The sequence below is a fragment of the Undibacterium sp. Ji50W genome, assembly GCF_049340445.1.
Classification (GTDB): Bacteria; Pseudomonadota; Gammaproteobacteria; order Burkholderiales; family Burkholderiaceae_D; genus Undibacterium.
Map to the genome: position 1 here is coordinate 646,939 of NZ_JBMPOX010000001.1, position 25,465 is coordinate 672,403.

Genomic DNA, 25,465 nt, shown 5'->3' on the forward strand with positions numbered 1-25,465 from the left:
AACTGGAACCGACAACAAGGTAAGCTCTGTTGCTATTTTAATACCAGCCGGGCGTGAAGAAGGCGGGGCAATGTTTAAGACAGGGTCAGCTAAATTATTGGTATTTATCATGATCCCCCCCAAACGCCGAATGGCAAAAAAACAATATCATTGCAATAATGGATTGTCAATTAATTATTTGTATTTGGCAATTCTGGCGTTGTGCTATTTATACGTTGACTTGATGTTGCACAATTGCCGTTGCGCAACTAATAATGCTGAGAGCCCATTTCATCGTCAGGGATGAGTTTGGGACGGACGTTTTGGAATTTATTGCACGGGTAGGCGGCAGAGCGAAGGCAGGTCTCGCAAGCGACGCGATGAGACTGCTCAGTAGGGAACTCAGTGGTTAATTCAGTAGAGTAAATAAAGCAGGTCAGGGAAGGGCGTATTTCACAAAACGTATTGGGACAAGGAACTTTTCCTTCAATTGCCAGACTAAGCAAATCGCGCCCCGGATTAATAATCCCGGGTTTCGAGGGGGAATTACCTTTAATTTTCACATTTTTCTATAATAATATGATGAAAAAAACACTTACAACACTGGCGCTCATGAGCCTGTGCCAGATCGCCAGCGCAGATGAAGGCATGTGGATGCCGCAACAACTGCCACAAGTTGCCAAGCAACTGAAGGCAGACGGCTTGAAACTGGACCCGGCAACACTGACCAAATTGACGGAATTCCCTATGGCTGCCATTGTCAGCCTGGGTGGGTGCTCTGCCTCCTTTGTGTCGCCACAAGGCTTGGTCGCCACCAATCACCACTGTGTCTATAACAGCGTGGCACATAACTCCAAGCCAGAACGCAATTTGCTGGCCAATGGTTTCCTGGCAAACAGCCTGGACGAAGAATTGCCGGCGTCACCTGGCTCGCGCATACTTGTCACCACAGATGTCAGCAATGTCAGCACCAAAATCATTGACAAGACAACTGCCAAGCTGAATGGCAAGGCCCGTGTTGACGCCATCGAAAAGAATTCCAAAGTCATCATCGCTGAATGTGAAAAAGATGCCGGTCATCGCTGCAACGTCTATCCTTACTACGGTGGCCTTGAGTATTACCTCATCAAACAACTGGAAATCAAAGACGTACGTCTGGTCCATGCACCACCTGAAGGGGTAGGCAAGTTTGGCGGCGATACCGATAACTGGATGTGGCCACGTCACACAGGCGATTACGGTTTCTACCGCGCCTATGTCAGCAAGGACGGCAAATCTGCTGATTACAGCAAGGACAATGTACCTTACGTGCCCAAGCATTTCCTGAAACTGGCCAAAGATAATCTCAAAGAAGGCGACTTCATCATGGCGCTGGGCTACCCAGGCCGCACCAACCGCCACCGCCTGCCGTCAGAAGTGGCTTACACCTTTGACTGGAACTATCCTACTTTTGTGAAGAGCTCTGGCGACATGCTGGCCATCATCGCCAAAGAGACCAGCGACAATCCGGATGCCAAACTCAAGTATGCCGGCCAGGTGGCAGGTATCAACAATTACTATAAAAACCGTCAAGGCATGCTCGACAGCTATGCCGGCAGCGATATCCTGGCACGCAAGACCAAAGAGCATGATGAGCTGAAAGCATGGATCAACAGCAATCCTGCACGCGCCAAGGAATTTGCCAGCGATATAGATCAGGTTGAAAAGCTGATTGCCGAACGCGATACCTTGGCCAAGCGTGACTTTTATCTGCCCAATTCTTCCCCACGTTTCCTGTCTACAGCACGGGTTTTTTATCGTCTGTCGAATGAATCGACCAAGGCTGATGCAGAACGCAAAGCTGGCTTCCAGGTGCGTGATCTACCTCGCTTCAAGGCGGCGGCGGATGCCATCGAGCGTAACTACGATGAAAAAGTCGACAAGGCTTTGGTCTTGTACAACCTGAGCAAATATGCCGCGCAAGCCAAGGCAGACCGCAGCGCCAATTTTGATGCCGCAATGGGTATCAAGGACGGTATGTCTGAAGCTGAGCTGAAATCCCTGCTCGATACTATGTATGCAGGTAGCAAGCTGGGTGACAAGGCTGCGCGCGGCGCATGGTTGACCGCCAAGCCAGAAGACTTCAAGGCCAGCAATGACAGTTTCGTCAAGGCAGCAGTTGCCATGTATGAAGGCGGCCTGAAACGTGAAGCCGAAGAAGAAGAGTTGATGGGTAAAATCCAGTTAGCCTATGGCAACTACATGAAAGCAAAAATCGCCTACATGCAGAGCAAAGGACAGGCGGTATACCCTGACGCCAATAGCACCTTGCGCGTCACCTTCGGCAAAGTGAGCGGTCGTGACCACGGTACTGCCGATGGCTTGGCATGGAGTGCCTTTACCACCGTCAACGGCATCCCGCCAAAAGCAACCGGTACTGGCGAATTCAATGCACCAGCCGCACAATTGGCAGCTATCAAGGCCCAAGACTTCGGCAAATATGTTGACCCGCAACTGAAAACAGTCCCTGTCAATTATCTGGCGACACTGGATATCACTGGTGGCAATTCAGGTTCCGCTGCATTGAATGCCAAAGGCGAATTCATCGGCCTGGCATTTGACGGCACCCTGGATTCCATCATTTCCGACTGGGATTACAACAAGACCAATTCCCGTTCCATACAGGTTGATCTGCGCTATATGCTGTGGCAGATGAAACACGTGGACAAGGCTGACCGCCTGCTCAAAGAAATGGGCGCAGAGTAATTATTGCGGCTTTTATTATTATCTGCGGTAGTGTGCAAACTAAGGCACCATCGGTGCTGCATACTCCGCAGTCAGTTTTTCTACCACCAGCTCAATAAATATTGACACCGCCAACGGCAAGTGTCGTCGGCTTGGGTAAAGTACGTGCAGATTGCGCCCGGTGCGCTTGTACTGGGGCAGTACGGGCAAGAGCAGGCCTGCGTTAAAGTCGTGCTTTATAATCGGGTTAGGGAGGAGGGCGATGCCGATGCCCGCCATCGCTGCCTTTCGCAAGGCTTGCACCGTATTGCCACTGAAACGCGCTACAAACTGAACTTCTTCGTCTATGCCGTTTGGTCCTGTAAGACTCCAAACGGCGTGGCTCCCAGGTTGACTGAAGCTCACGCAGGCATGATTCACCAGATCCTGCAATGAGTCCGGCATGCCGTGTGCAGCAATGTAAGCGGGACTTGCTACCAGACATTGATTGCCATCACACTGCGTTTGTCGGCCTATATAGCCAGAGTCCTGCATCGAACCTCCTCGAAAAGCCACATCAATGCGTTCGGCAATCAGATCGGTTTTTGCGTCGCTAAGAATGAACTCGACAAACACCTTGGGGTATTTCGCCAAAAAGTCGGCTGTCCAATCCATTAGGAAAAAATCAAAGAAGTCAGCAGGGGCTGCTACCCGAATAAGGCCACCAGGTTCCTGTATGTCCGTCATCAAGTCGCGCGCGGCTTCGTTTAGTCCTTCAACATTATCAGCGCAGCGCTCATAGAAAGTCTGACCCGAATTCGTGAGCGTGAGCTTGCGCGTCGAACGTTGAAGCAGACGCATCCCGAGTTGTTGCTCCAATTGCTGTATGCGTCGGCTCACCGTGTTTGCTGGTATCCCAAGCCGCCTTGCCGCCCCGGCAAAGCTACCACTGCGCACGACTTGTACAAACAGTGCAATGTCATTCAAGTCGATCATGAAATTTATTACCAATAAAAATGGATGAGTTAAATGCAATCATACCATCTACTCAAATAATCACGTTGGCCGTATCTTCGTCCACATAAAGCTGGTGTGGAGCCTGTTGCCCGTCTTCGTCACCTGACAATTGTCCTTGTCCGTGTAAGCAATAGCCCGGCAGGCTGATGTTGCGACTTGCGCTAGCCAATTCGTCACGGACATACAAGATCATTTCGACAAACAATGCGTCAATTTAGGAATACAGCGTGACTACAGCAACGATGAATGAAGCTCGCGAAATCGTTTTTCGCACCTGCGGCAGTACCCATGGACCGATCACGCGGCTGATGAGCCCGGGGGATCTTGGCGAATTACTGAAGCCATTTGTGTTTCTTGATCTTGTCAGTTTCAAACCCAGAGAAGGGCAAAAGGGTTTTGGCATGCATCCGCATTCCGGGATCGCGACGCTCACCTTCCTGTTGGAGGGGGACGTCGTGTATGAGGACACCACCGGCAAGTCGGGGTTGTTGCCAGCAGGAGGAGTGGAATGGATGCGCGCAGGGAATGGCGTTTGGCACACAGGCGGGCCTGCTGATGACTCGCGCATTCGTGGCTTTCAGCTCTGGATAGCACTCCCTCCAGCCGAAGAAAATGCACCTGCGCAAAGTATCTATCTCGCCCCTTCGCAGGTGCCGCCAGAGGGCCCTGTGCGCGTGATGCTTGGTCGCTATGGCATGGCACAAAGTTTGATCCCGGCACCTTCTGATATGGCTTACCTGGCGATGCACCTGAAAGCGGGCGAGCGATGGCACTACTCCCCGCCAACTGGCCACACCGTGGCCTGGCTCGCGGTGAATACCGGGCAGCTCAATGCGCATGAAGCTGTTGGTGCCGGTGAGTTGGTGATTTTCAAGGAATCGAATCAAGCCATTGACATTGTGGCCGAGGAAGAAACCGCCTTCGTACTCGGCTCAGCAGTAAAACATCCCTATGCGCTGGTCACAGGTTCCTACTCGGTCCACACTAACAAATCTGCACTTGAGCAAGGCGAGGCAGAGATCCGGCGGATAGGTATAGCACTGCAGCGAGAGGGACGTCTAACCTGATGCTTTTGACATATCGGCGCTACGAGGTAAATACGATATCTACTCTGAAAACTGCGTGGGATTTCCTGACAGATATCTTTGGTATTGAAACTCACATTGGCCGATAGCGACGAAAATTGGATGAGTCTACTACTAATTTTCTGTCTATTCACCCAATGCCGGCGCCTCTATCCTTTGCTTAACAGATATGGAAGGCGGAATTAGAGGAAATTGGATTTCATCAATAAGCAGGTACAAGCCTGAACCAGGATATCTACCGTTACGGTTATTTTTTGTCCACACGCCACACACATTTTTTACTGAGCAGTGCAGGTTTTCTGTTAGCGAAAGTACTTTTTTTGCTGCCATGGTGGCGCACGAGTCTTCATGCTGCCGGATTACCTTCACCTCTTTAACCTAACCAGGAGTAAGCCAGCATGGAATTAATCAAACCTCTTATTGGTATCGTCATTGGATCGACCCGCGAAGGTCGGTTCGGCGACAAACCAGCACATTGGATACACGATATTGCGCTCAAACGGGAAGACATTACTGTCCAGTTGATCGATTTGCGTGATCATCCCATGCCATTCTTTGAGGAAGCAACCGCACCGTCCTGGGCACCTGTCAAGAATATCGCTGCACAGCGTTGGGCGGAAACGCTGGCACCACTCGACGGACTAATAGCTGTCACGCCAGAATACAACCATGGCCCGAGTGCAGTACTGAAGAATGCATTTGACTATGCGTACAAGGAATATGTACGTAAACCGATTGGTTTTGTCGGCTATGGTGGCGTTGGCGCGGCTCGCGCCGTCGAACAACTGCGACTGGTTGCCATCGAATTGCAAATGGCCCCAATACGAAATGCCGTACATATCGGGATGACGGAATTTCTCGGTATCTGGCAACAAGGCAAAAAATTCGAAGAGTTTCCTCACCTTGAGCAGGCAGCCAATGGCTTGCTTGACGATCTCGCCTGGTGGGCGAAGGTACTCAAGCATGCGCGAGGCACTAAATAATATTGACCTACGATAGATTCCGTACCCCGGCACCTTCGGTATCTTGAGTATTTGCATCGTTATTGACGGGGTGGATCCGGTTTCATCAAAATCTAAAGGACAAGAATGACTACTCTTTTAACTCACCAGAACCGCGTCGCCGTCGTCACCGGCTCCGGGCGGGGCATTGGTGCTGCCATTGCGGTAGCGCTGGCGCAACGCGGAGCAAAGGTGGTTGTCGTTGATCTGCAATCTCCGAGCGCCACAGTTGCTGCTATCGGTCACAACGCAGTGGGTGTCGCGGCAGATGTGTCCGATCCAAACGGTTGGGCTACTATCTCCCGTGTGGCAGAGGAAAGCTTCGGCGACGTTGGCATCGTCATCAACAATGCTGCTTTCTACCCAAATCACCCGATCGAAGAACTTGACCTGGACACCTGGCGCAAGACTATGTCGGTCAATCTAGACGCACAGTTCCTGTCCGCCAAACAATTCGTACCGGCCATGCGTCGCAATAAATGGGGGCGTTTTGTCGGCATTTCCTCGAATTCCATTGGCCTGACGGTGAAGGGCATGAGCCACTATATCGCCTCAAAGATGGGTATTGTAGGTTTCATGCGCGGACTGGCCAATGACGTCGCGAACGATGGCATTACTTGCAACGCGGTACTACCCGGCCTGACACACACAGTTGCTACCGAAGCCCAGGGTGAAGAGCAACGCCGCGCAACATGGCAGGCTCAAGCCATTCAGCGCTTTGCAGAGCCAGAAGAAATCGTCGGGCCCATTCTCTTCCTCACGTCGGACGATGCCGCCTTCATGACTGGCCAGGCGCTGGTTGTCGATGGTGGGCAATATCGCGTCGGATAGTTTTCTAACCAAGCTTTAACAAACAAAAAAACAGGATCAAATGATGACTAACAACTTAACTGCAGCACAATTATTGAAACGTAGCCTGGATACCTTCCTCGCCAAAGACATGAAGGGCTGGGCGGATCTTTGCGACGAGAATGTTGTCGTCGAATTTCCTTTTGCGCCGGATGCCGCATCCAAAAAAATTCTGGGCCGCACGGCTATTTACGAATATCTGCGCAATTATCCAAGCGTTATTGATGTAAAAACAATTCCCACATTGAAGATACACACCACTGACGATCCAAATGTCGCCATCGCGGAGTGGAGTGCCTCAGGCCAAGTTATAGGCAACGGCAATCCTTATGAAATGAGCTATGCCACTTTTGTCACTTTCCGTAATGGACTTATCGTCAATTACCGCGAGTATTGGAATCCAATGGCATTCATGGCAGCTATGAGCGGTGCAACGTTCTAAGGCTGAGATGTCACTCCAAGTGGCTTCAGACGATTTAGCATGATTCCGCTTCACCCTACAGACGTTACTGCGATGGCAGAATCAATATCGCCGTATTTCTTGCTTCGGAAGTGAGTTCTTTCATCACTGGGGCCGACAACGTCGCCGAAGGTGGAATCGTTGTAGTCGTGTCCCAGCGTTTTTGCATCAGGGTTTCATAAGCTGATGATTTTTTGCATAAATTGATGTTTTCCTTGGTCTCGATTTGAGCGACGAAGCGCTGAATTCGTTTTTTGCTGAATGTTATGCCTGGGCATCAATATTCAGCAATTCTGCCGTAAAACGTTCCAGTTCTTCATCCAGTGTTCCACGACCTCGGAAATGTTGATTGGCCTTGCCGTACCAATACTCGGCATCTTCCAGATCACCTTCTTGTATGTGCAAAATGCCGTGCAGCCATGCCCCCAGCAGCGTATCGTCACTCTGTACCAGATCATGCGCTTCGTTCCACTGTCCCTGACGCATATGAGCAAGGACCTGATGAAGTTTGTTCATGGGAAGCTCCTGTTGATGGGGCCAAGGTAAAACAATTCAGGGTCGAGGACAAGGCCAACACATATCAATATGTGTAGTTTTGTACCTTGTACACCTATTTTATGCTCGTTTCAACATTCAACAGGATACTGGCCCGGTGCAGAACGTGTCTGCCTTCATATGAAGGCAGACTGGAAGTGAGTCATTTCTCCAGTACATCCAGGAGACTTTCAATATCACCGAACAGGGCGTCGCCCCGCAACAGTCGGCTTTCGCCACCTTTTGTCACCACCATGTTAGGCACACCGGTGATGCCATACGTTTGCAGCAGGTGTTGCGCGCGTCGTATGCGTGCATCGGTGGCCTGACGCAGTTCTGCATCGCCAGTTGCCAGTCTAACGGCTGCTGCAACCAGGCCCATGTCGCGCAATAGCTTTTCCACTACGCCAGTGGCCGTGATGTCTTGTGCATAGACATAACGTGCTTCTTGCAGGACCTTCAATGCTTCCAGTTCACGTTGCGGTTCCGTCATGGAAACAGCAGTCAGTGCCAGCGTAACTGTCTCTGAATCGAAGCGGCTGCCATGCTTACCCAATACCTGCGCACGATACTCTTCGGTGAAGCGCTGACCAGTCAGTTGTTCAATGCGGACGTCATTCGTCCACGCGTATTCTGCAAATGCAGCGTCCATGGTGCGTCCGTTGCTGCCTGCAAACAAGCCAGTGGGAGCAAGTTCCAGCGTCAAGTTGCTTTGCTGACCCAGCTTCTGGATCACGGGCGAAGCACCATAGCACCAGCCACACAAGGGATCAAATAAATAAGTAAGAATAGTAGGCATAATACGATCTCCTAAGGTAACAGGCTTTTAGCACCGGCATTGGCGACCGCGCCATCTTCTGCCGGCATTGCACCGCTGGCACCGATAGCACCGATGATCTGCTTATTGAAAATCAGTGGTACACCGCCTTCAACAGGGAAAGCACCGGGTATGCCAAGCAGGTTGACTTTGTTGTTATTCAAAACCTGATCTTCAATAACTTTGGTAGGCGCTTTAATTCCGTTGGCCGCCTTGGCTTTTCCTATAGCGGCATCCACAGTGCCAATTGGTGCTTGATTTGAGCGCTCTAAATAAATCAGGTTGCCGCCAGAATCAACGACAGCGATGGTCAATTCAAGATTTTTTTGTGCATTTCGGTCACAGCCGCCTGGGCAACTTTTTTGGCAACTTCCAGACTGATAGGTGCGCCGTAGTTAATTGTTTCGCCAAAAGCATTACCGCCGCCGACGGCCAGTGCAACCAGGCTCAAGGTCATTAAAGTGTGTTTCATAGAGTTCATCACATATTTGGTGAGGGAAGACAATACTGACCCGATAAAATTTATCGGGTGCAGTGCAATGGAGATCATGGAACCTCAAGCCTGGTCAGGCTTGTGGTGTCACCACTTCATTTCGCCCTTGTTGACTTTGGAACCGATGTCCAGCGACATCGCGCCGTCGGTCACTTGCGGGTAAGACTGCTTCATGGCATTGATGAGCGTTGCGCCGTCTTTGCTGGAAGCCAGATTTTTCTCAAAAGTCAGGAGATAGTCTTTGGTGAATGTGATCGCACTGGCATCCACCTGGGTGCCGGCACTCATATGGCCAGGAACCACCAGCTCAGGCTTCAGTGCTGACATTTCATCCAGTTGCGCCACCCAGGCAGCGCGTTCAGCCGCTGTTTGGCTGTCTGCAGTCCACACATGCATATTGCCGAATACACCGATATTGCCCACGATAGCCTTGATCGCCGGAATCCAGGCATACGGGCGATGCGCCAGCAAGCCCTGGGTGCCACGGATTTCAATGGACTGGCCTTCCAGCTTCAGAACATTGCCTTCCAGTGCCCGTGGTACCACTGGCTTATGTGGTGCATTCGCACCCATCTTTGGACCCCAGAATGCGAGCTTGCCCGCCATCTTGGCCGTCAGCTTCTCCAGAACGGCAGGTGTAGTCACTACATCGGCCTGGGGGAAAAATTCTTTCAAGGTTTCTACACCAAAATAGTAGTCGGGATCTGCTTGGCTCACGTAGATGGTAGTCAACTGTTTGCCGCTGTCGAGCACGTTTGCGGCAATACGCAATGCGTCAGCGCGGGTAAAACCCGCATCAATCACCATGGCTTCTTTTTCGCCGTAAACCAGCGTGGAGTTAACGTTGAAGCTGGCGCCATTGGCGTTGTAAACCTTGACGGTAAGCGGCTGCGCAGCTTGCGCAGAGGTAAAACTAATAGCCAGTGTAGCGGCGATAACAGTGGTACGGATCATGATGAGCTCCAGTCAGATGGTTTAAAGGTACGCCTTGCAGCGTTACAATGAACTATAGTTGCTAGAATCAAGCAGATAAATAGCGGAAATTGCACATTATTGTTTCTTAAATCGATCAAATAATGAGTCAATTGACCTCATGAGAGGGTATTTAGTGGGTTTGAAACAGGAGGGCGGTATTTCCTATGTATTGAACGCTAAAGGTGAATTCAACGGTCTGGCATTTGACGGCACTCTGGATTCCATCATTTCTGACTGGGATTACAACAAGGCCAATACCCGTTCCAGACAGGTTGACCTGCTCTATATGCTGTGGCAGATGAAACACGCGGACAAGGCTGACCGCCTGCTCAAAGAGATGGGCTCAGAGTAATAAACTAAGACTGGTACATTGTAAAAAAACCCCTGCAAGACTTTGAGCTTGCAGGGGTTTTTTTACTATATCCAATAGCGTAGTTGGTATATGTCCAGTTTTTACTGGCGTTACATAATTTGTTAATCTTTGCGGCGATTTTTACCCACTATCAAAGGTATGCGATGGTTAATTCATCAATCAATCCCATCTTTACCAAGATTACTCCAAGAAACTCCCTCATTCGTACTTTTATAAATATTTCCACCAGTTGTAATGTAAAGGTTACTTCCATTTCTCGTAACTGGATCATATCCCGTATAAGGCAATCCGATTTTTTTAGCCAAACCACCGTTAATGCTGAGGTAGCCAATGAAAGGAACGTCCGGTGTTCCTCCTGTAGTGATGTACATAATATCCGATCTGACATCAACTACACATGCTTCTAATTCCTTGGCAATCCCAAAATTCTGACGTCTCCAGCTCATTTCGCCGTCACTACTTTCATACCCAACCGCATAAAGTTTCCCACCACTGTCAATTTTTAAGAAGCGCACATAACCTTTCGAAAATAGCTCTTTCATCTCGATGTTAAGTATGGGGACATTAGTCCAATGCAATCCAGAATCAACGCTCTTAAATAAACCATGTCGGCCAACAACATAAATAAATTGATTAGTTGCGGCAACCGCACTGCATTCATTTAAGCCACTAGCTTGTCTCCAACTTTTTCCACCATTGCTTGAAATTTGAAGTGTTTGATATCCTACGCAAATATAATAAGTTCCATTTTCATCAATGCTGGTTTCTGCCACTGACTCATGGAACATTTGTTCGGCCCAGGACACATTTTTAGTTTCGCCATCATATTTCCAGGTAATGCCAAAATCCTTGCTGCGATATATGCTGCCAGGTATCTTTATAGACAAGACGTCTGTTCCCTGGATCAATAAAAGTACGCTCGCGTTAGCAAATACTTTTACCCAGTGCAAACCGCTATCCGTGCTTCGATATATATCTTTTCCTGCACGGGCAAGGAATTCGCCATGTGGACCAATAAAAAGCTTCGTAAATGAAGGCTCAGTGGGAACCAGCGGGGCTGTCGCATATAAATTTGACACAAAAAATAGAGGTAAAATGATCGCAATTATCTTTTTCATATCATCCTGGAACATCTTAAAAACTGCATTCGTCGGCGGTCATAGTTAAAACCATAAACGGAAAACAGGCTTTTTGTATCTTTGATTAGCGGCACAGGTTTATAACTTGTCGCCTTTCGCACCAACAAACACTTGCATATGGCCTTGAAGATTCCAGTTATTGACCGATTCCCGGCTTAAACCAATTTCGGTAGCAACGCCAGATGCGCTGGCACGAATGCGGCGCATGTATTGCGATAGCAAAATCGAAAAAGTATCACGGTGCATAGGCAGTCTGTCCCGGGTAGTCGTCGTAGATCCATTTGTCCATGGCGAACCACTGTTGACCTGCCTGGATGAACCTGCCGCATTTTAACAGCGCATGCCTGGACTGGGAATGACGACACTGTCAGGCGCTGGCAACACCACTTGACAGCCTGTCAGGTGGAGACTGCAGATTTCAGTATGAACAGGTGTAGATTGGGCAGAAGCTCACACATCAGCCCACTGACGCAAGAGATTATGGTAATGCCCGGTCAGCCCGACAATGGCTTGATTGTCGCCATAGTCGGCGCGCAATTGCCGGATATTTTGGTCCAGCTCAAACAACATGGAACGCTTCCAGTCATCACGGACCATGCTTTGTGTCCACATGAAAGAACAGACTCTTACGCCGCTGGTCACGGGCTCTACCTTGTGTACGCTGCTGGACGGGTAGACAATCAGGTCGCCGGCCGGCAGTTTTACTTCATGTGTACCATAAGAATCTACCACGACCAGCTCACCACCGTCATATTCATCCGGCGCGCTCAGGAACAGCGTGGATGACACATCCGAGCGCATGCTGTAAGCGCCACCAAGCGGGGTACGGATGGCACCATCGATATGCAGACCATAGTGTTCACCGCCTTCATAGCTGTTAAAAAAAGGCGGCAGAATGCGCAAGGGCAGCACCGCAGAAAAAAACAGCGGATGCGACTTCAGTTTGCTGACGATGATGTGCCCCAGCTCTATAGCCAGTGGCGACCCTTCCGGTAATTGACGATTGCGCTTGACCTGTGCCCCCTGAGGGCCAACACTGGCACGGCCATCAATCCACGAAGTGTCATTCAGACGCTGGCGAAATTGCGCCACTTCTTCGGGTGTTAGCACGCCCGGAATATGTAACATCATGATAAGTCCTTTGAAACTTTACTTAAATTGGCTTGCTTAGTTGGGTTACATACAAGGCGCATGTAAATGAGAATTATTTGCATTATCGCATGTAGGCCAACTATTGAGAAGCGTATTAGATAGGCAGGATGCAGGCGATCGAGGCATTGTTGAACTGGAACAAAGTCGTCGTTTTCGGAATTTTGTGGATTACGAATTCAGCATTGCGCACTGACATTGTTCTGCATGCACAGCCGCCTTATTGAATGAAAGGATTCGCGAATCAAAAATTAGCAGTCTTGCCAACGAAAGTAATGCCCACTACCAGGCCTGTTCCGCTTTCTGGCGAGCTCAAGACGATTGATGCGTTTAACATGTCGCAAATCTCTTTGACGATGGACAATCCTAATCCTGAACTGTTTGGTTTGTTTTCATTCAGTCGATAAAAACGCTCAAATACTTTTTGGCGCTCTGAAACTGGAATTCCTGGTCCGTTGTCGGTGACTAACAGCAATACTGAGGTGTCCTTTTTTTGCAGGGAGACCGTCACCATGCCTTCATCTACTATGTGGGTGATCGCATTATCAACCAGATTGGACACCAGTTCACGCAGTAAGGACCGCGGAGCATTGATGACACAATCATCCAGTGTATCTATGCCAAGATCAATATTTTTTTGCTGCGCAAGTGGTGCTAATTCTTCTATGACCCCTTGAATGACTTCAGAAAATCGAGTGGGCGTCTTAAAGTTATTGATATGTCGATTTTGTTCAATAGATGCAAGAACCAGTAATTGATTGATGACTTTTGTTCCTTGTACTATCGTTTTTTGAATGGCAGAAAAAATTTCTTTTTGCGATTGATCAAGCTTGTTATTTCTGTTTCCAAAATTGATTTGAGAGGTAATGATGGCAAAAGATGTTCTTAATTGATGGGCCGTGTTTGCAACGAACTGTTCGTAAGATGTTAAAGTCTTATCCAGTCTTGCGACGTAGTCGTTCATGGCGAAAATGACTGGGCTTAACTCTACAGGGGCATTTTCTGCATCAAGTTTTTCTAAGGACCCCGGCTGGCGTTTCAGCAGTTTCTCACCAAATTCAATCAGTGGTTTTAGTGTCCAACGAAAGGCAATGAATAAACCTAGAAGGACGATCGATAAAAGAAGCAGATGTTCTCTCATCGTCAATAAAAACAGGTCTTTCTTGAATGCGTCGTGACTACGTAAGGTTTGTGCCACTTGCGTAATTGCATAGTCGTTATTGGACGTACTTGGAAGTGCATGCGCATAGGCAATCACTCTTACTGGTTCACCCCGTATCGTCGTCAGGAAATATTTTCCCTGTTCGATTTGCAAACTCGAATGATAGCTGACGAGTTCTTCATCGCCAGAAATAAGTACGCCGTTTTTGCTGCGCACTGAGTAAAAAACATGATCTTTATATTTGCTTGCAAATAGCTCAAAAGCTGCCGGAGGTATGCTTATCTCGTAAGCACCGTCTACAATGACCAACTGCTCGGAAATGATCCTGGCTGAACCTTTTAATAGCTGTTCTTGCACCAGGGTGGCAATCAGGTCCGTACTATGGTAAGTAACGATCAGATCGATAGCAGAGATTAATAATGTAGGTAAAAACACCCACAATGCCAATCTGCCTTTTAGACTATTAATTCGTGGCAACATAGGTCAGCATATACCCCAATCCGCGCAGAGTAATAATTTGTGCGCCGGAATTTTCTATTTTCTTTCTTAGTCTGACTATGTAAATTTCCAGTGCTTTGGGAGAAACAGTATCGCTCAATGTAAATAATCCATCGGCCAATTCTTTTTTTGATACGGTCTTTCCGGATTTTCGTATCAATGCCTCAAGTACCGCGTGTTCTCTTGGTGTCAGATTAATGGCGATCTGGTGGTTGCTAAATATTTTTGAATTGCTATCGTAACTCAATGCACCGCACGTAGTTATGGGATTTGTTTTTCCACTCGCTCTTCTTAATAGTGAACGCAAGCGGGCTTCCAGTTCCTGGATATCAAATGGTTTCGCCAGATAGTCATCGGCACCCAGATTCAGATTTTCAATAATATCGCCCAAAGAGTCGAGGGCACTGATGATTAAGACCGGGACATCGTTATTTTTATGCCGGATGCTTTTTAATACGGTCTGCCCTTTAATACCTGGCAACGTAAGGTCCAGAAGGATTGCGTCATAACTCTGTGTGATCAATAAATGAGACGCCTCTTCCCCCGTGAATGCCTGTTCAACAGCATAGCCAGATTGCGTCAATAAGCGCGTCAGCCAAGACGATAGCTCGCGATTGTCGTCCACCAAGAGTAGTTTCATAGCTGCAAGAGTAAATCATTTTGTGTATTGCCAAACGAATCCGCTCACCTCATTTTATTTGCCGTTTCATTTTTTCCACAAGCTTACCGCTGAAGGCAAGCAGAAGGCTAGTGCCAACTATATTTGCCTGTGTAGGCTCACTCAATCAGCTAATAGATACGTGAGATACAACTTTATAAATATGGAGACATACAAATGAAAAAAAAGCTCATGGCGCTTGCCATTTTAGGCGCGCTGGCAGGAACAACTCAAGCGCAATCGGTGCAAGATTTACAGCAAGCATTAGCCCAGGCTCAAAAAGCCGCCGCGGATGCACAAAAAGCCGCGCAACAAGCCCAAGAGGCCTTGGCACAAATTCAGCAAGCAACCGTTGCGGCCAGCCAGGCAGCAGAGGCAACAAAGAGTTCAGCATCAGTCACCCAGCCAGCAGGTGAAGGCCTGGTGTACAAAAACGGTGGGGATATGGTCAGACTGTATGGCCTGATTGATTTAAGCCTCAGCAACAAGAACAATGCGGATAAAGCAGGTAACAGCCAGAAAGATATGTCAGTTGCCTGGTTCAGTGGCAATCGTTGGGGCATAGAAGGTGAACATGCTCTCAAGGATACGGATGGCCTGAAAGCCATATTCAAATTGGAAAGTGAATACGAATTGCCTACAGGTAACATGGATACCCCTGGTGTCCTGTTCAATCGCGACGCCTGGCTGGGGGTACAGAGCGAGTCACTGGGTAAGCTGACCTTGGGGCGCCAAAACACTCTGGCACGCGAATTCTCGAAAATCTATGGCGACCCGTATGGTAGTGCCGGTGTCACGCTGGATGAGGGCGGCTATTCCAATAATAACAACTTCAAACAACTTATTTTTTATTCCGGCAGTGCGACAGGTACGCGTTACGACAAAGGTATCGTCTGGAAGAAAGAATTTGGCAATATCGTTGCTGGCGTCGGCTATCAGGTAGGCGGTATTCCTGGCGATACCACAACCGGCACCACCAAATCCTTGGGGCTTGCCTATAACGGTGGCGACGTCAATGTTTCAGGATTCTATAATTCAGCGAACGTAAATGGTTATACGCACAGTTCGTATTCTGTGGGTGGCAATTATCAATTTGGCTTGATTCGTTTGAATGCTGGCTATATCAGTTACAAGGCAGATCAACCTGTTGCAATCGGCAATCGTAGTGATAAAGCCTATACGCTTTCAGCTAAATTCACACCTGCCGGGAATTTCGACTATGAATTGGGCTGGCAAACCATGAATGCAGAGAATGCAGCCGTCAACGGCAGTGGCTACGTCCTCAATGCTTATGCCAATACAGCGAGCGCCAGCAAAACTGCGACTGGCAAACGCAAGACATGGTACGGCTCTGCGTTCTATCACTTCGACAAACGGACTGAATTGTATTTTGCGCTCGATCGCCTGAATACGGATGGTACTTATCTGGCCGCCCAAGCGAACGGATTTACATCGCAAAATGAATACGCTATCGGGATGCGGTTCAAATTCTAAGAAGCAGGTCTTAGCTGGCAAAAGCCCGATTATGTAAGGCTTTTGCCAGCCAGCACTCATTTTATCAAGGGAACGGGAATACATTTGGCTCATGCGTAGTCAAGTGCGTGTAGTTCTTTGTCGCCTTTATTTGTGCGTGCAATGGCATTTCGCACTATATCTAAATCGCTTTCGGTCCGATCTTAGGTAAGGGCATACCTGGGGAACACCGATAGTCTGTTTTTTTTTGAAAATGAAAGCAAATTGAAGGAATAGTGGCAGCACAATACAAAAGCAGTTAATTATAAAAAACGGAGACAATGATGAAATTAAGATGTAAGCCCCTCGCTATGGCATTGCTATTGGCAACCAGCCTTAATACCTATGCTGCCGAAAAAATCACTATCATGGTTGGCGGGATAGAAAAGCAAATTTATTTACCGGCAAAGCTAGCGGAACAGTTGGGGTATCTGAAAGAAACAGGCCTTGAAATCGAACTGCTGAGTGAGCCGGCTGGCGTCAATGCCGAAACCGAAATGTTGTCCGGTGCAGCACAAGGTGTGGTCGGTTTTTATGATCACACCATTGACTTGCAGGCACGCGGAAAATTAGTGCAGTCGGTTGTGCAATTCAGCCAGGCACCAGGCGAAGTCATTCTGGTTTCAAAGACGGCCGCCAAAGACATCAAGTCTCCAGCTGATTTTAAAGGAAAAACTTTGGGCGTCACTGGCCTTGGTTCTTCCACCAATTTTTTGACACAGTATTTGGCAGCCAAAGCAGGTGTTAAAAATAGCGAATTTACGACATTGCCAGTAGGTGCAGGATCGACTTTTATCGCCGCCATGGGACAAAACAAGATCGATGCCGGCATGACGACAGAACCAACAATATCCCGGCTGACGTCCATTGGCGCAGCAACTATCCTGGTTGACTTGCGTACAGTCAAGGAAACTGAAGCAGCACTTGGTGGAACCTATCCGGCAGCCTGCCTTTACATGCCCTCTGCCTGGGTCAGCACACACAAGGAACAAGTCCAAAAAATTGTGACTGCTTTCGTCAAAACCCTGAAATACATTAAAACGCATAGTGCTAAAGAAATCGCCGAAAAAATGCCGGCTGATTATTACGCTTCAAACAAGCAAATGTATATAGACGCACTGGAAGCAAGCAAACTGATGTTCACACCTGATGGTGTTATGCCGGAAAACGGACCAGGTACCGTATTGAAAGTGTTGAACGGTTTTGACAAGGCCGTACAGGGTAAGTCCATTAATCTGGCCAATACATTTACTACTGAGTTTGTGAAAGCTGCCAAATAATGAAAAATGTTGCGATAGAATTAAATAATGTCAGCAGAAAATTTATCAGCCCATCGGGCAAAGTGACATTGGCTCTGCGTGATTTCAGCCTGACTGTGAATGAAGGAGATTTTTGCGCAATCGTAGGACCAACCGGCTGCGGAAAATCTACTACACTGGGGATGATCACCGGGCTGAATCCACCATCATCCGGTAGTGTAAAGGTTTTTGGTCAACCTGTTACGGGAATCGATCCTAACATAGGTTTTGTTTTCCAGGCTGATGCGGTATTCCCCTGGAAAAATGTGATTGATAACGTTGCAATCGGCCCGATTTATCGGGGTAAAGACCCAAAAATTGCCAAAGATATGGCCGCTGAATGGGTGCGTCGAGTCGGCTTATCCGGTTTTGAGCAGCATTATCCTCATCAACTGTCCGGCGGAATGAGAAAGCGTGTCGCATTGGCGCAGACTTTTATTAATGAACCCAAGATTTTATTGATGGACGAGCCTTTTTCGGCGCTTGATGTGCAGACACGTGCACTGATGCAGGAAGAGTTGCTTGGCCTTTGGTCCGAGAAAAAAGCTTCCGTCGTGTTCGTTACCCATGATATCGAAGAAGCGATTGCATTGGCGGATCGCGTAATCGTATTGTCCAAAGGCCCGGGTTCAGTTAAGAGCAGTTACGAAATTCCCCTGGCCCGTCCGCGCGACGTATCGGAAGCCCGCTATACCAATGAGTTTATTCATCTGTCCAAACAGATATGGTCCGATTTAAAAGACGAAGTCCAAATTTGAAGCGGAAATAATCATTATGAATACAGCAACCATGAAACAAAATTTGTTACCGTCTGAAATTGGGGAGGAAGAACGCAAGGCTATCGCTCGTGCCGTGAATCATCGGCGCCTTGTAATTTTCCTGCGCATAGCACTGGCCGTAGTCACCTTGATAGGATGGGAGATGGCGGTCAATTGGGGTCTTATCGATGCTTTCTTTTTTTCCAAGCCATCCGCTATCTATGAGCAATTGTTAATCTGGCTAACAGAAGGAACGGCACAGGGGCCTCTGTGGAAAGAATTACTGGTCACCATGGAAGAAACCGTATTGGGTTTCCTGATAGGTAGCCTGCTGGGTATTTTCTTTGGTATCGCACTGGGGCGTAACAAGCTGGCCGCCGACGTATTTAGCATCTATATCAAAGTTGCCAACGCTATTCCAAGGGTAGTTCTGGGCTCTATCTTTATCATCATGTTTGGCCTGGGAATGGGGTCCAAAGTTGCTTTGGCAGTCGTGATGGTATTTTTCGTGGTATTTGGTAATGCCTTTCAAGGTGTTCGCGAAGCCGACAAAAATCTGATCGCCAATGCCTACATTCTAGGAGCCAATAAGCGTCAGGTAACGTTTTCAGTGGTGTTTCCATCTGCACTGACCTGGATATTGGCCAGCTTGCACGTTAGTTTTGGCTTTGCTTTGGTCGGTGCCGTTGTTGGTGAATTTCTGGGGGCCAGGCATGGTATAGGCTTATTGATTGCGACAGCACAAGGTACCTTTAATGCGGCTGGAGTATTTGCAGCAATGATCGTATTGGCGATAGTGGCTTTGGTCGCAGAATATGCATTGACGGCAATAGAAAATAAGTTATTGAAATGGAGACCCGCGCAATTCGTTGAGCAGGGCATGTAGTTATTCATCAGGAAGATGAGTAGCTGTGTTACCAGCCCGCTTTTGCGGGCTATTTTTTTAGCAGGCAAAAAAAAATCATGGCGACCAGATGTTGCTGCAAATTTAGTACAGTAATACGGTGCGACGAGCGAGATTGATTTCGCAACAGCCCCGACGTAGCACAGTTTAAAAATAAAACATATAAAACAGGAGATTGCAGCCATGAAATATCTATTCACATTCACATTCACATTTTTTACTTTGATCAATTTGGCTCAAGCAAGTGAAAAAAAAGTCATTCCAGAGAAAATTCTGATTGGTCAATCTATTGAATTGTCAGGGGAAGCTACCGGAAAAGAAAACCGGGAAGGGGCGCTTGCCTATTTTAACTGGATCAATTCTCAGGGAGGTGTTTACGGCAGACAGATTGAACTCAGAACGTATGACGACAAGCGTAAGCCAGAAATCACTAAAATGAACACAGAAAAACTAATCAAAGAAGACCATGCATTGGCTCTATTTGGTTATCGCAGCACACCGACAGTAGAGGCGGTACTGCCAATGTTGATTTCAGAAAAAATACCCATGATTGCCCCTTTTTCTGGGGCGCAGACCTTACATCATCCATTTAATCCCTATTTATTTCATTTACGGGCCAGCTACCAGGATGAAACCATCCAAATGGTGGAATCATTATTGCCTCTTGAAATAAACAAGATTGCGATTTTGCATCAGGATGATCCATTTGGAAAAGACGGTTTGGCTGGTTTCGAAAAAAACTTGGCATTGCACAATTTAAAAGCAATAGTGGTAGCCAAATATGACAGAAAAGATTTGAAAATAGATGAAGCGGTCAGCGAAATCGCCACAACCAGCCCGCAAGCAGTGTTAATGGCATGTACCCCGTCTGCATGTGCGGATTTTGTAAAGAAAATTCATAAGAAAGGTCTTTATCCACGATTTCTGATGTTGTCGAACGTCAGTTCTGACAGTTTTTTCAAATCACTGAGCGATGATGGTCGCGGAGTCGGCGTAATGCAAGTAATGCCGTATCCAAAAGATATTAGTGCAATAGTGGTCAGAGAATTTCAGCACGTATTGAAAGGGATGGATAGTCCACCACCAGTTTCATACGCTACCCTGGAGGGTTTTTTAGCCGCCAAATTATTGACGGAAGCCTTGCGTCGCGCTGGGCCTGCCGTCACCCGGGAGAAGCTTTTGCTTGCATTGAACGGCATGCGCAATGTTGACCTCGGTGGTGTCAAGGTGTCTTATACTCAAAATATGCATGACGGTTCAAAATTCGTGGAATTGACTGTCATAGGTAAGAACGGTGCAATTCAACGTTGATTTTGTGTGCCAGACATGTGTCGCCATATTGAGAAATAACGCCATTTCAAATCATGAAATGGCGCTGACGGCTTTCATATATTTTTGTTGTCTCAGCGTTTGAATGCCAATACCAGTACGCCACCCGCAACCATGCCAATTCCCAGCCATTCTTGCAGCGACGGCCGCTCTTCAAGAAAAACAAAAGCGAATACAGCAACAAATACCAGGCTCATTTTATCTACAGGCGCGACCTTGGATGCATCACCGATCTGCAATGCACGGAAATAGCAGACCCAGGAAGCACCCGTTGCCAAAGCCGACAAGATAAGGAATGTCCAGGTTTTAGCTGGGAGCGCGCTCGGGGTCTGCATTTTCCCGGTGAACCAGACGAAACAGATCAAGACGATCAGAATGATGGCTGTTCTGATTAAAGTCGCAAAATCCGAGTCAACATTCCGTATTCCAATTTTTGCGAAAATTGCAGTGAAGGCAGCAAATATCGCGGACAGACATGCCCAATAAAACCAGCCATTCGATGTGTTCATTTTGGTTTCGAGTAAAGATCGATACGTTAATATACACCTAAGAACCTGTTTCCGATCTTACTGCGCGAGTGTGATCGGGGCTCATGCGCTGCTCAAAATGCTCATGTACTAAAGTACATTCCGCTTTTTGCGCTGCTCTTCACTCCCGCTGACGCTCGCTCGCTAAAGATCGCAAACACGTTCTAAGACGGGATGAGGCTGGCAGTCAGTGCATTTTTCTGATTTTCCTGCTATCTATTTACCAGTGCCTGCATTTGCCTTATCAAACTCATTTAGCAGATCGCCGATTGTTTGTTTGCAGAGTGCCGCATTGGGCGTGTCTGCACGTAAGGCGGCTAAAGCTTTGTCGATAGATTTATCAATCACATGCCAGTCCGCTGCGGCGCGAGGTTTCAAGCCGGCTTCAGCTTCGTCCCAGCTGACTTCCAGGTCTTTGATACGTTTCTTTGCAGAGGCAAGATCACCTTTGTTAATCAATACTGCAGTATCCTGGGCAATCACACGAAACTTGCTCAGGTCACCGAGTTTGCTACCCGCTGCTTCGGCTGCACTGATGATGGAAATTGCGGCAGGAAAATTCCCTGAACCCAGTATGGCAACTACGCTGAGAGCCAACATAATCTGTTTCATTTTCTGTTTTTTCATTTGATCTACCTGTGGTTGGAGTTAATAAGTTGAAGCAAGTATAAATATTTGAAGCCTAGTGGACTGTAACAGTTGAAACAGAAGTGAAAGACGCTTGCCCGGCGATCAGGGCAAGGCGCAAAGCGGAGCGATAGTGAACTATCGCGAGCATTTGCAACGCAGCCATGATCGTCGCGCAAGCGGAAGGCACTCTGTTTTCAATTGTTACAGTCCACTGTCGTGACTCATTCGTAACTCATGTCTGGACCTGCCTGTCTTTTCGCAGACTTACGATAAACACCAAAATCGCAATGACACTCAGGAAAACGACGCTGGTGCTGATGGTTCCCCAGCCGATACCGCCATATTCAGAAGATTGTGATAACAGGTCGCCAAGCGAAGCACCTAAGGGACGGGTAAGAATGTAAGCCAGCCAGAAAGCCAAAACGGAATTTAGCCCCAAACGGCAGGCCACATAAATGATGATGATCATTCCAGTGAATAAGCCCACACCAAGCCTGAAGCCAAGGCCAAGTTCTTCCGTTGCCAGATCACCAGCGGCGGTTCCCAGGGCAAATGTCAACAGAATAGCGGCCCAATAGAATAATTCACGGCGTCGCGTCATAATCGTGTGAATTGAAAGCGTACGTTCACACCAGTACCATGCACTGAATACTGACACTAGTAACACGCAAAATACGAAAGTGCTGAGATACAGACTGACACCAAGGCCATCAGTCAAGGCGTCGGTTATCTGGGTGCCGACAATACTTAACAGCACGACCGTCAACCAATACACCCATGGTATATATCGATTCAGCCGGATTTGTGACGTTAGTGCAAGTGCAAGCAAACTCGTCATGACGGTACCGGTAATGGCAATTCCCAAGCCAACATGTACAGCCAGATAGTCGGCAGCGGTTTCACCCACAGTGGTAGAGAGTATCTTGATTGTCCAGAAATAAAGGCTTATTTCTGGAACCTTGTTAAGCATCTGATGTGGGAATTTTTGTTGAATTGTGCTCATTCAGCATCTTTCTTGGCAAAACATGTGTATCAGTCAACTGGTTCTCGCAGCAGCGTTCTGTGTGAAACTGACAGCTACCTGAAGTGGGTAAATATAGGTTTGTTATTGTTATTCTTGTTTGAATGCATCCCTCTTAATTTGCATTCTTCTTAACGTATTTGTCAGCGGGCTTAAGCATACTGGTACAAAAATTAAGAAATCATTAATTGAACTGATTTCGTGTCGCAGCCCTATTTGTGAAATGGGTTTCAACTACAAGGAAGTATGATATTTGTCTGGTATGTCAAACTTTAAGACTAGCTTAACAATGCGTCAGCTAGACTAAGGGCTAATCTGAGCTGGCATTGGTTTTCCAGCATAAAAAGGTCATTGACGTTATTGGTGCTGACCAAATGCTCAAGAAAGGGTTCGCGTGAGGGTGCTATTGGTAGAAGATGATCGTATGATCGGCGAAAGTATAGAGGAAGCATTGCGTGGCGAAAATTATGCTGTGGATTGGGTGCGTGATGGCCATAGTGCTGAATTGGCGTTCAGCACCCAAAGTTACGATCTGATGTTGCTGGATTTGGGATTGCCCAAAAAAAATGGACTTGATGTGCTACATCATTACCGCAAGCAAGGTGGCGATATTCCCGTGCTGGTTATTACTGCACGTGATGCAAAAGCAAGTAGGATTGAAGGTCTTGATGCCGGCGCAGATGACTATCTGATCAAACCATTTGACATAGATGAGCTCATGGCACGCATACGCGCAGTTTTGCGTCGTCATCGCGGACATATTCACTCCATCATAACGCACGCCGGTGTCACCATGAATCTAGCTACCCATGAGGTTACATTGGACGGACTGATCGTGCATCTTTCGGCGCGTGAATTTTCTGTATTGCGTGCATTGCTGGATTCGGGCAGTAATGTCGTTTCAAAAATGCAACTGGAAGACAAGATTTATGGTTGGGGGGACGAAGTCGAGAGTAACGCTATTGACGTATATATTCATCATCTCCGCAAGAAACTGGGCGCAGACTTCATAAAAAATGTCAGAGGCGTAGGGTACAAACTGACCGCTGAAAAATGAAAACAATACGAACCCAATTAATGCTGGGCTTGCTTGCCGGAGCTTTGCTTTGTACTCTGCTCGCTGGTTTTGCCATTTATCATTTGGCAGACAATGAATCAAATGAACAATCAGATCGACAACTGAAGCAAATAGCCGCAGCCTTGCCTTTGCAGTTAGTGGCAAATCAGTTATTGCCCGCAACGGAAGATCTGGATGACCAGATTGCCGTTCAGGTATGGGATCAGGATGGTCGTAAAATCTATTTTTCCCAAGCAAATATGCGCATGCCGTTTCAAAAGGGGAAAGGGTATCAAAGTGTGTCTTTCGCAGGTGAAACCTTACGGATTTACACTGAATCCAAGTCTGATCGTTTGGTTCAGATTTCGCAGCCGGTTTCAGTGCGGCATAAATTTGCAGTGCATATGGCGTTGCGTATTTTGTCGCCTTTAGTAATATTGCTTCTAGCCTTGATTGTTTTAATATATTTCGTCGTTGGCAGAACTTTAGCTCCACTGGACAAAGTAGCCGCTGCGGTAGCCATACGCTCACCCAATGCATTGCAGGCGATTGATCTGTCAGGCTTGCCTGAAGATTTATTACCAATAGTGGCCGCTGTGAACCGGCTGCTTGTCCAGATCGAAACAGCGATGTCCGCGCAACGCATTTTTGTTGCAGATGCCGCCCATGAATTGAGATCCCCTTTGACTGCGCTCAAATTGCAATTGCAATTGGCTGAGCGTTCTTCGACGGATGAATTGCGTACAGCTGCATTTGCAAAATTACATGACAGATTGGATCGTTCCAGCCACCTGGTTCATCAATTGTTAACCCTGGCACGACATGAGCCTGATCAGTCTAAGCGTGCATTTTCTATGTGCGAACTTCATCTGCTGGCCCAGCAATCAGTGATTGACCATTCGACCTATGCGGACAGTAAATCGATTGATCTGGGATTGTCCAGCGATTCCATGTCGGTACAGATAATGGGAAATGCCGATGGCTTAAGTGTCATGCTTAGCAATCTGGTTGACAATGCTTTACGCTATACCCAACAGGATGGAAAAGTGGACGTATTTGCCGGTATCGAAAATGGACGTCCAGTATTGCGCGTCAGCGACAATGGACCAGGAATTCCTGAAGACGAACGTGAGAGAGTGTTTGACCGATTTTATCGTCCTGACGGAAATGCCGACTGGGGTTGCGGCCTGGGTATGTCTATCGTAAAGAATGTCGTTGATTTGCATGCGGCAGAAATTCAGTTGAGCAGCAACCAGCTTTCCTGTGGACTGGTGGTTACCGTGCGCTTCGCCAGTGACGCAGTTATTCGTCCTGCGCTTAGTGGACTGTAACAATTGAAAACAGAGTGCCTTCCGCTTGCGCGACGACCATGGCTGCGTTGCAAATGCTCGCGATAGTTCACTATCGCTCTGCTTTGCGCCTTGCCCTGATCGCCGGGCAAGCGTCTTTCACTTCTGTTTCAACTGTTACAGTCCACTCGTAATAAAGCTGTTAAGGTAAAACAGGACTGACGAAATAAATATAATCCTGGCGCCTT

At 47.7% G+C, this 25,465-nt stretch carries 26 protein-coding genes and 1 pseudogene; 13 read left to right on the top strand and 14 right to left on the bottom strand.

Annotated elements, in window-relative coordinates; translation table 11 throughout:
- Positions 1 to 561 precede the first annotated feature (561 nt).
- Positions 562 to 2,724, top strand: coding sequence for a S46 family peptidase (locus tag ACO0K9_RS02960; protein WP_422981592.1), 2,163 nt, complete (start codon positions 562 to 564; stop codon positions 2,722 to 2,724).
- A 39-nt stretch (positions 2,725 to 2,763) separates the two neighbouring features.
- Here ACO0K9_RS02960 and ACO0K9_RS02965 read toward each other — a convergent pair whose 3' ends face one another.
- Positions 2,764 to 3,678: a LysR substrate-binding domain-containing protein gene (locus ACO0K9_RS02965; RefSeq protein ID WP_422981594.1), complete on the bottom strand. Its 915-nt coding sequence runs from the start codon at positions 3,676 to 3,678 to the stop codon at positions 2,764 to 2,766.
- Between the two features lie 263 nt (positions 3,679 to 3,941).
- On the opposite strand from ACO0K9_RS02965, the gene ACO0K9_RS02970 reads away from it, so the two are divergent.
- The 4 genes from ACO0K9_RS02970 to ACO0K9_RS02985 all read left to right on the top strand — a co-directional run bounded on the left by ACO0K9_RS02970 (position 3,942) and on the right by ACO0K9_RS02985 (position 7,076).
- Positions 3,942 to 4,766: a pirin family protein gene (locus tag ACO0K9_RS02970; protein ID WP_422982514.1), complete on the top strand. Its 825-nt coding sequence runs from the start codon at positions 3,942 to 3,944 to the stop codon at positions 4,764 to 4,766.
- Between the two features lie 416 nt (positions 4,767 to 5,182).
- Positions 5,183 to 5,767, top strand: coding sequence for an NADPH-dependent FMN reductase (locus tag ACO0K9_RS02975; protein ID WP_422981596.1), 585 nt, complete (start codon positions 5,183 to 5,185; stop codon positions 5,765 to 5,767).
- A 105-nt stretch (positions 5,768 to 5,872) separates the two neighbouring features.
- A complete protein-coding gene (locus ACO0K9_RS02980) occupies positions 5,873 to 6,616 on the top strand; it encodes an SDR family NAD(P)-dependent oxidoreductase (RefSeq protein ID WP_422981598.1) in 744 nt (247 codons plus the stop codon).
- 43 nt (positions 6,617 to 6,659) lie between these two features.
- Positions 6,660 to 7,076, top strand: a complete 417-nt coding sequence (locus ACO0K9_RS02985) for a nuclear transport factor 2 family protein (RefSeq protein ID WP_422981600.1) — start codon at positions 6,660 to 6,662, stop codon at positions 7,074 to 7,076.
- A gap of 282 nt (positions 7,077 to 7,358) precedes the next feature.
- Here ACO0K9_RS02985 and ACO0K9_RS02990 read toward each other — a convergent pair whose 3' ends face one another.
- The 5 genes from ACO0K9_RS02990 to ACO0K9_RS03010 all read right to left on the bottom strand — a co-directional run bounded on the left by ACO0K9_RS02990 (position 7,359) and on the right by ACO0K9_RS03010 (position 9,892).
- Positions 7,359 to 7,610, bottom strand: coding sequence for a hypothetical protein (locus tag ACO0K9_RS02990; RefSeq protein ID WP_422981602.1), 252 nt, complete (start codon positions 7,608 to 7,610; stop codon positions 7,359 to 7,361).
- Positions 7,611 to 7,791: 181 nt separating this feature from the next.
- The gene (locus ACO0K9_RS02995) at positions 7,792 to 8,427 is read right to left on the bottom strand and encodes a DsbA family protein (RefSeq protein WP_422981604.1); all 636 of its coding nucleotides are present in this window, start codon (positions 8,425 to 8,427) and stop codon (positions 7,792 to 7,794) included.
- Between the two features lie 11 nt (positions 8,428 to 8,438).
- Complete coding sequence (locus ACO0K9_RS03000) at positions 8,439 to 8,759, bottom strand: GlcG/HbpS family heme-binding protein (RefSeq protein WP_422981606.1); 321 nt, start codon at positions 8,757 to 8,759, stop codon at positions 8,439 to 8,441.
- On the bottom strand, positions 8,756 to 8,995 hold the full coding sequence (locus ACO0K9_RS03005) for a hypothetical protein (RefSeq protein WP_422981608.1): 240 nt from the start codon (positions 8,993 to 8,995) through the stop codon (positions 8,756 to 8,758). Before ACO0K9_RS03005 ends, ACO0K9_RS03000 begins: the two co-directional genes overlap by 4 nt.
- Before the next feature lie 30 nt (positions 8,996 to 9,025).
- The gene (locus tag ACO0K9_RS03010) at positions 9,026 to 9,892 is read right to left on the bottom strand and encodes an MBL fold metallo-hydrolase (protein ID WP_422981610.1); all 867 of its coding nucleotides are present in this window, start codon (positions 9,890 to 9,892) and stop codon (positions 9,026 to 9,028) included.
- A gap of 181 nt (positions 9,893 to 10,073) precedes the next feature.
- Between ACO0K9_RS03010 and ACO0K9_RS03015 the strand changes: the two are divergent.
- A pseudogene (locus tag ACO0K9_RS03015) lies at positions 10,074 to 10,265 on the top strand (S46 family peptidase); the annotation flags it as partial.
- 176 nt (positions 10,266 to 10,441) lie between these two features.
- On the opposite strand, the gene ACO0K9_RS03020 reads toward ACO0K9_RS03015, so the two are convergent.
- From ACO0K9_RS03020 to ACO0K9_RS03040, 5 genes are all read right to left on the bottom strand, one after another.
- A complete protein-coding gene (locus ACO0K9_RS03020; RefSeq protein ID WP_422981612.1) occupies positions 10,442 to 11,404 on the bottom strand; it encodes a WD40/YVTN/BNR-like repeat-containing protein in 963 nt (320 codons plus the stop codon).
- A gap of 99 nt (positions 11,405 to 11,503) precedes the next feature.
- The gene (locus ACO0K9_RS03025) at positions 11,504 to 11,671 is read right to left on the bottom strand and encodes a hypothetical protein (protein WP_422981614.1); all 168 of its coding nucleotides are present in this window, start codon (positions 11,669 to 11,671) and stop codon (positions 11,504 to 11,506) included.
- Positions 11,672 to 11,875: 204 nt separating this feature from the next.
- On the bottom strand, positions 11,876 to 12,556 hold the full coding sequence (locus tag ACO0K9_RS03030) for a Fe2+-dependent dioxygenase (protein WP_422981616.1): 681 nt from the start codon (positions 12,554 to 12,556) through the stop codon (positions 11,876 to 11,878).
- A 262-nt stretch (positions 12,557 to 12,818) separates the two neighbouring features.
- A complete protein-coding gene (locus tag ACO0K9_RS03035; RefSeq protein WP_422981618.1) occupies positions 12,819 to 14,216 on the bottom strand; it encodes a sensor histidine kinase in 1,398 nt (465 codons plus the stop codon).
- Positions 14,200 to 14,874, bottom strand: coding sequence for a response regulator (locus ACO0K9_RS03040; RefSeq protein ID WP_422981620.1), 675 nt, complete (start codon positions 14,872 to 14,874; stop codon positions 14,200 to 14,202). Before ACO0K9_RS03040 ends, ACO0K9_RS03035 begins: the two co-directional genes overlap by 17 nt.
- 195 nt (positions 14,875 to 15,069) lie before the next feature.
- On the opposite strand from ACO0K9_RS03040, the gene ACO0K9_RS03045 reads away from it, so the two are divergent.
- The 5 genes from ACO0K9_RS03045 (at position 15,070) to ACO0K9_RS03065 (ending at position 20,675) form a co-directional block, all read left to right on the top strand.
- Positions 15,070 to 16,386: a porin gene (locus tag ACO0K9_RS03045; RefSeq protein WP_422981622.1), complete on the top strand. Its 1,317-nt coding sequence runs from the start codon at positions 15,070 to 15,072 to the stop codon at positions 16,384 to 16,386.
- A 302-nt stretch (positions 16,387 to 16,688) separates the two neighbouring features.
- Positions 16,689 to 17,684 carry an ABC transporter substrate-binding protein gene (locus ACO0K9_RS03050; RefSeq protein ID WP_422981624.1) on the top strand — a complete coding sequence of 332 codons (996 nt, stop codon included), beginning with the start codon at positions 16,689 to 16,691 and terminating at the stop codon, positions 17,682 to 17,684.
- Entirely contained in the window at positions 17,684 to 18,460 is a 777-nt protein-coding gene (locus tag ACO0K9_RS03055) for an ABC transporter ATP-binding protein (protein WP_422981626.1), read from the top strand. Before ACO0K9_RS03050 ends, ACO0K9_RS03055 begins: the two co-directional genes overlap by 1 nt.
- 16 nt (positions 18,461 to 18,476) lie before the next feature.
- Positions 18,477 to 19,346, top strand: coding sequence for an ABC transporter permease (locus tag ACO0K9_RS03060; RefSeq protein ID WP_422981628.1), 870 nt, complete (start codon positions 18,477 to 18,479; stop codon positions 19,344 to 19,346).
- Positions 19,347 to 19,547: 201 nt separating this feature from the next.
- Entirely contained in the window at positions 19,548 to 20,675 is a 1,128-nt protein-coding gene (locus tag ACO0K9_RS03065; protein ID WP_422981630.1) for an ABC transporter substrate-binding protein, read from the top strand.
- 92 nt (positions 20,676 to 20,767) lie between these two features.
- Here ACO0K9_RS03065 and ACO0K9_RS03070 read toward each other — a convergent pair whose 3' ends face one another.
- The 3 genes from ACO0K9_RS03070 to ACO0K9_RS03080 all read right to left on the bottom strand — a co-directional run bounded on the left by ACO0K9_RS03070 (position 20,768) and on the right by ACO0K9_RS03080 (position 22,820).
- A complete protein-coding gene (locus ACO0K9_RS03070; RefSeq protein ID WP_422981632.1) occupies positions 20,768 to 21,202 on the bottom strand; it encodes an EamA family transporter in 435 nt (144 codons plus the stop codon).
- A gap of 234 nt (positions 21,203 to 21,436) precedes the next feature.
- Complete coding sequence (locus tag ACO0K9_RS03075; protein WP_422981634.1) at positions 21,437 to 21,847, bottom strand: hypothetical protein; 411 nt, start codon at positions 21,845 to 21,847, stop codon at positions 21,437 to 21,439.
- A 235-nt stretch (positions 21,848 to 22,082) separates the two neighbouring features.
- On the bottom strand, positions 22,083 to 22,820 hold the full coding sequence (locus tag ACO0K9_RS03080; protein ID WP_422982516.1) for a hypothetical protein: 738 nt from the start codon (positions 22,818 to 22,820) through the stop codon (positions 22,083 to 22,085).
- A 445-nt stretch (positions 22,821 to 23,265) separates the two neighbouring features.
- On the opposite strand from ACO0K9_RS03080, the gene ACO0K9_RS03085 reads away from it, so the two are divergent.
- Positions 23,266 to 23,928, top strand: coding sequence for a response regulator (locus ACO0K9_RS03085; RefSeq protein WP_422981636.1), 663 nt, complete (start codon positions 23,266 to 23,268; stop codon positions 23,926 to 23,928).
- Between the two features lie 20 nt (positions 23,929 to 23,948).
- A complete protein-coding gene (locus ACO0K9_RS03090) occupies positions 23,949 to 25,259 on the top strand; it encodes an ATP-binding protein (RefSeq protein WP_422981638.1) in 1,311 nt (436 codons plus the stop codon).
- The last annotated feature ends 206 nt before the right edge of the window (positions 25,260 to 25,465 follow it).

What these genes read in the sequence shown, in the direction of transcription:
- ACO0K9_RS02960 (WP_422981592.1), top strand. Translation starts at nt 562, where the DNA reads ATGAAAAAAACACTTACAACACTGGCGCTCATGAGCCTGTGCCAGATC.
- ACO0K9_RS02965 (WP_422981594.1), bottom strand. Translation starts at nt 3,678, where the DNA reads ATGATCGACTTGAATGACATTGCACTGTTTGTACAAGTCGTGCGCAGT.
- ACO0K9_RS02970 (WP_422982514.1), top strand. Translation starts at nt 3,942, where the DNA reads ATGAATGAAGCTCGCGAAATCGTTTTTCGCACCTGCGGCAGTACCCAT.
- ACO0K9_RS02975 (WP_422981596.1), top strand. Translation starts at nt 5,183, where the DNA reads ATGGAATTAATCAAACCTCTTATTGGTATCGTCATTGGATCGACCCGC.
- ACO0K9_RS02980 (WP_422981598.1), top strand. Translation starts at nt 5,873, where the DNA reads ATGACTACTCTTTTAACTCACCAGAACCGCGTCGCCGTCGTCACCGGC.
- ACO0K9_RS02985 (WP_422981600.1), top strand. Translation starts at nt 6,660, where the DNA reads ATGACTAACAACTTAACTGCAGCACAATTATTGAAACGTAGCCTGGAT.
- ACO0K9_RS02990 (WP_422981602.1), bottom strand. Translation starts at nt 7,610, where the DNA reads ATGAACAAACTTCATCAGGTCCTTGCTCATATGCGTCAGGGACAGTGG.
- ACO0K9_RS02995 (WP_422981604.1), bottom strand. Translation starts at nt 8,427, where the DNA reads ATGCCTACTATTCTTACTTATTTATTTGATCCCTTGTGTGGCTGGTGC.
- ACO0K9_RS03005 (WP_422981608.1), bottom strand. Translation starts at nt 8,995, where the DNA reads ATGATCTCCATTGCACTGCACCCGATAAATTTTATCGGGTCAGTATTG.
- ACO0K9_RS03010 (WP_422981610.1), bottom strand. Translation starts at nt 9,892, where the DNA reads ATGATCCGTACCACTGTTATCGCCGCTACACTGGCTATTAGTTTTACC.
- ACO0K9_RS03020 (WP_422981612.1), bottom strand. Translation starts at nt 11,404, where the DNA reads ATGAAAAAGATAATTGCGATCATTTTACCTCTATTTTTTGTGTCAAAT.
- ACO0K9_RS03025 (WP_422981614.1), bottom strand. Translation starts at nt 11,671, where the DNA reads ATGCACCGTGATACTTTTTCGATTTTGCTATCGCAATACATGCGCCGC.
- ACO0K9_RS03030 (WP_422981616.1), bottom strand. Translation starts at nt 12,556, where the DNA reads ATGATGTTACATATTCCGGGCGTGCTAACACCCGAAGAAGTGGCGCAA.
- ACO0K9_RS03035 (WP_422981618.1), bottom strand. Translation starts at nt 14,216, where the DNA reads ATGTTGCCACGAATTAATAGTCTAAAAGGCAGATTGGCATTGTGGGTG.
- ACO0K9_RS03040 (WP_422981620.1), bottom strand. Translation starts at nt 14,874, where the DNA reads ATGAAACTACTCTTGGTGGACGACAATCGCGAGCTATCGTCTTGGCTG.
- ACO0K9_RS03045 (WP_422981622.1), top strand. Translation starts at nt 15,070, where the DNA reads ATGAAAAAAAAGCTCATGGCGCTTGCCATTTTAGGCGCGCTGGCAGGA.
- ACO0K9_RS03050 (WP_422981624.1), top strand. Translation starts at nt 16,689, where the DNA reads ATGAAATTAAGATGTAAGCCCCTCGCTATGGCATTGCTATTGGCAACC.
- ACO0K9_RS03055 (WP_422981626.1), top strand. Translation starts at nt 17,684, where the DNA reads ATGAAAAATGTTGCGATAGAATTAAATAATGTCAGCAGAAAATTTATC.
- ACO0K9_RS03060 (WP_422981628.1), top strand. Translation starts at nt 18,477, where the DNA reads ATGAATACAGCAACCATGAAACAAAATTTGTTACCGTCTGAAATTGGG.
- ACO0K9_RS03065 (WP_422981630.1), top strand. Translation starts at nt 19,548, where the DNA reads ATGAAATATCTATTCACATTCACATTCACATTTTTTACTTTGATCAAT.
- ACO0K9_RS03070 (WP_422981632.1), bottom strand. Translation starts at nt 21,202, where the DNA reads ATGAACACATCGAATGGCTGGTTTTATTGGGCATGTCTGTCCGCGATA.
- ACO0K9_RS03075 (WP_422981634.1), bottom strand. Translation starts at nt 21,847, where the DNA reads ATGAAAAAACAGAAAATGAAACAGATTATGTTGGCTCTCAGCGTAGTT.
- ACO0K9_RS03080 (WP_422982516.1), bottom strand. Translation starts at nt 22,820, where the DNA reads ATGCTTAACAAGGTTCCAGAAATAAGCCTTTATTTCTGGACAATCAAG.
- ACO0K9_RS03090 (WP_422981638.1), top strand. Translation starts at nt 23,949, where the DNA reads ATGCTGGGCTTGCTTGCCGGAGCTTTGCTTTGTACTCTGCTCGCTGGT.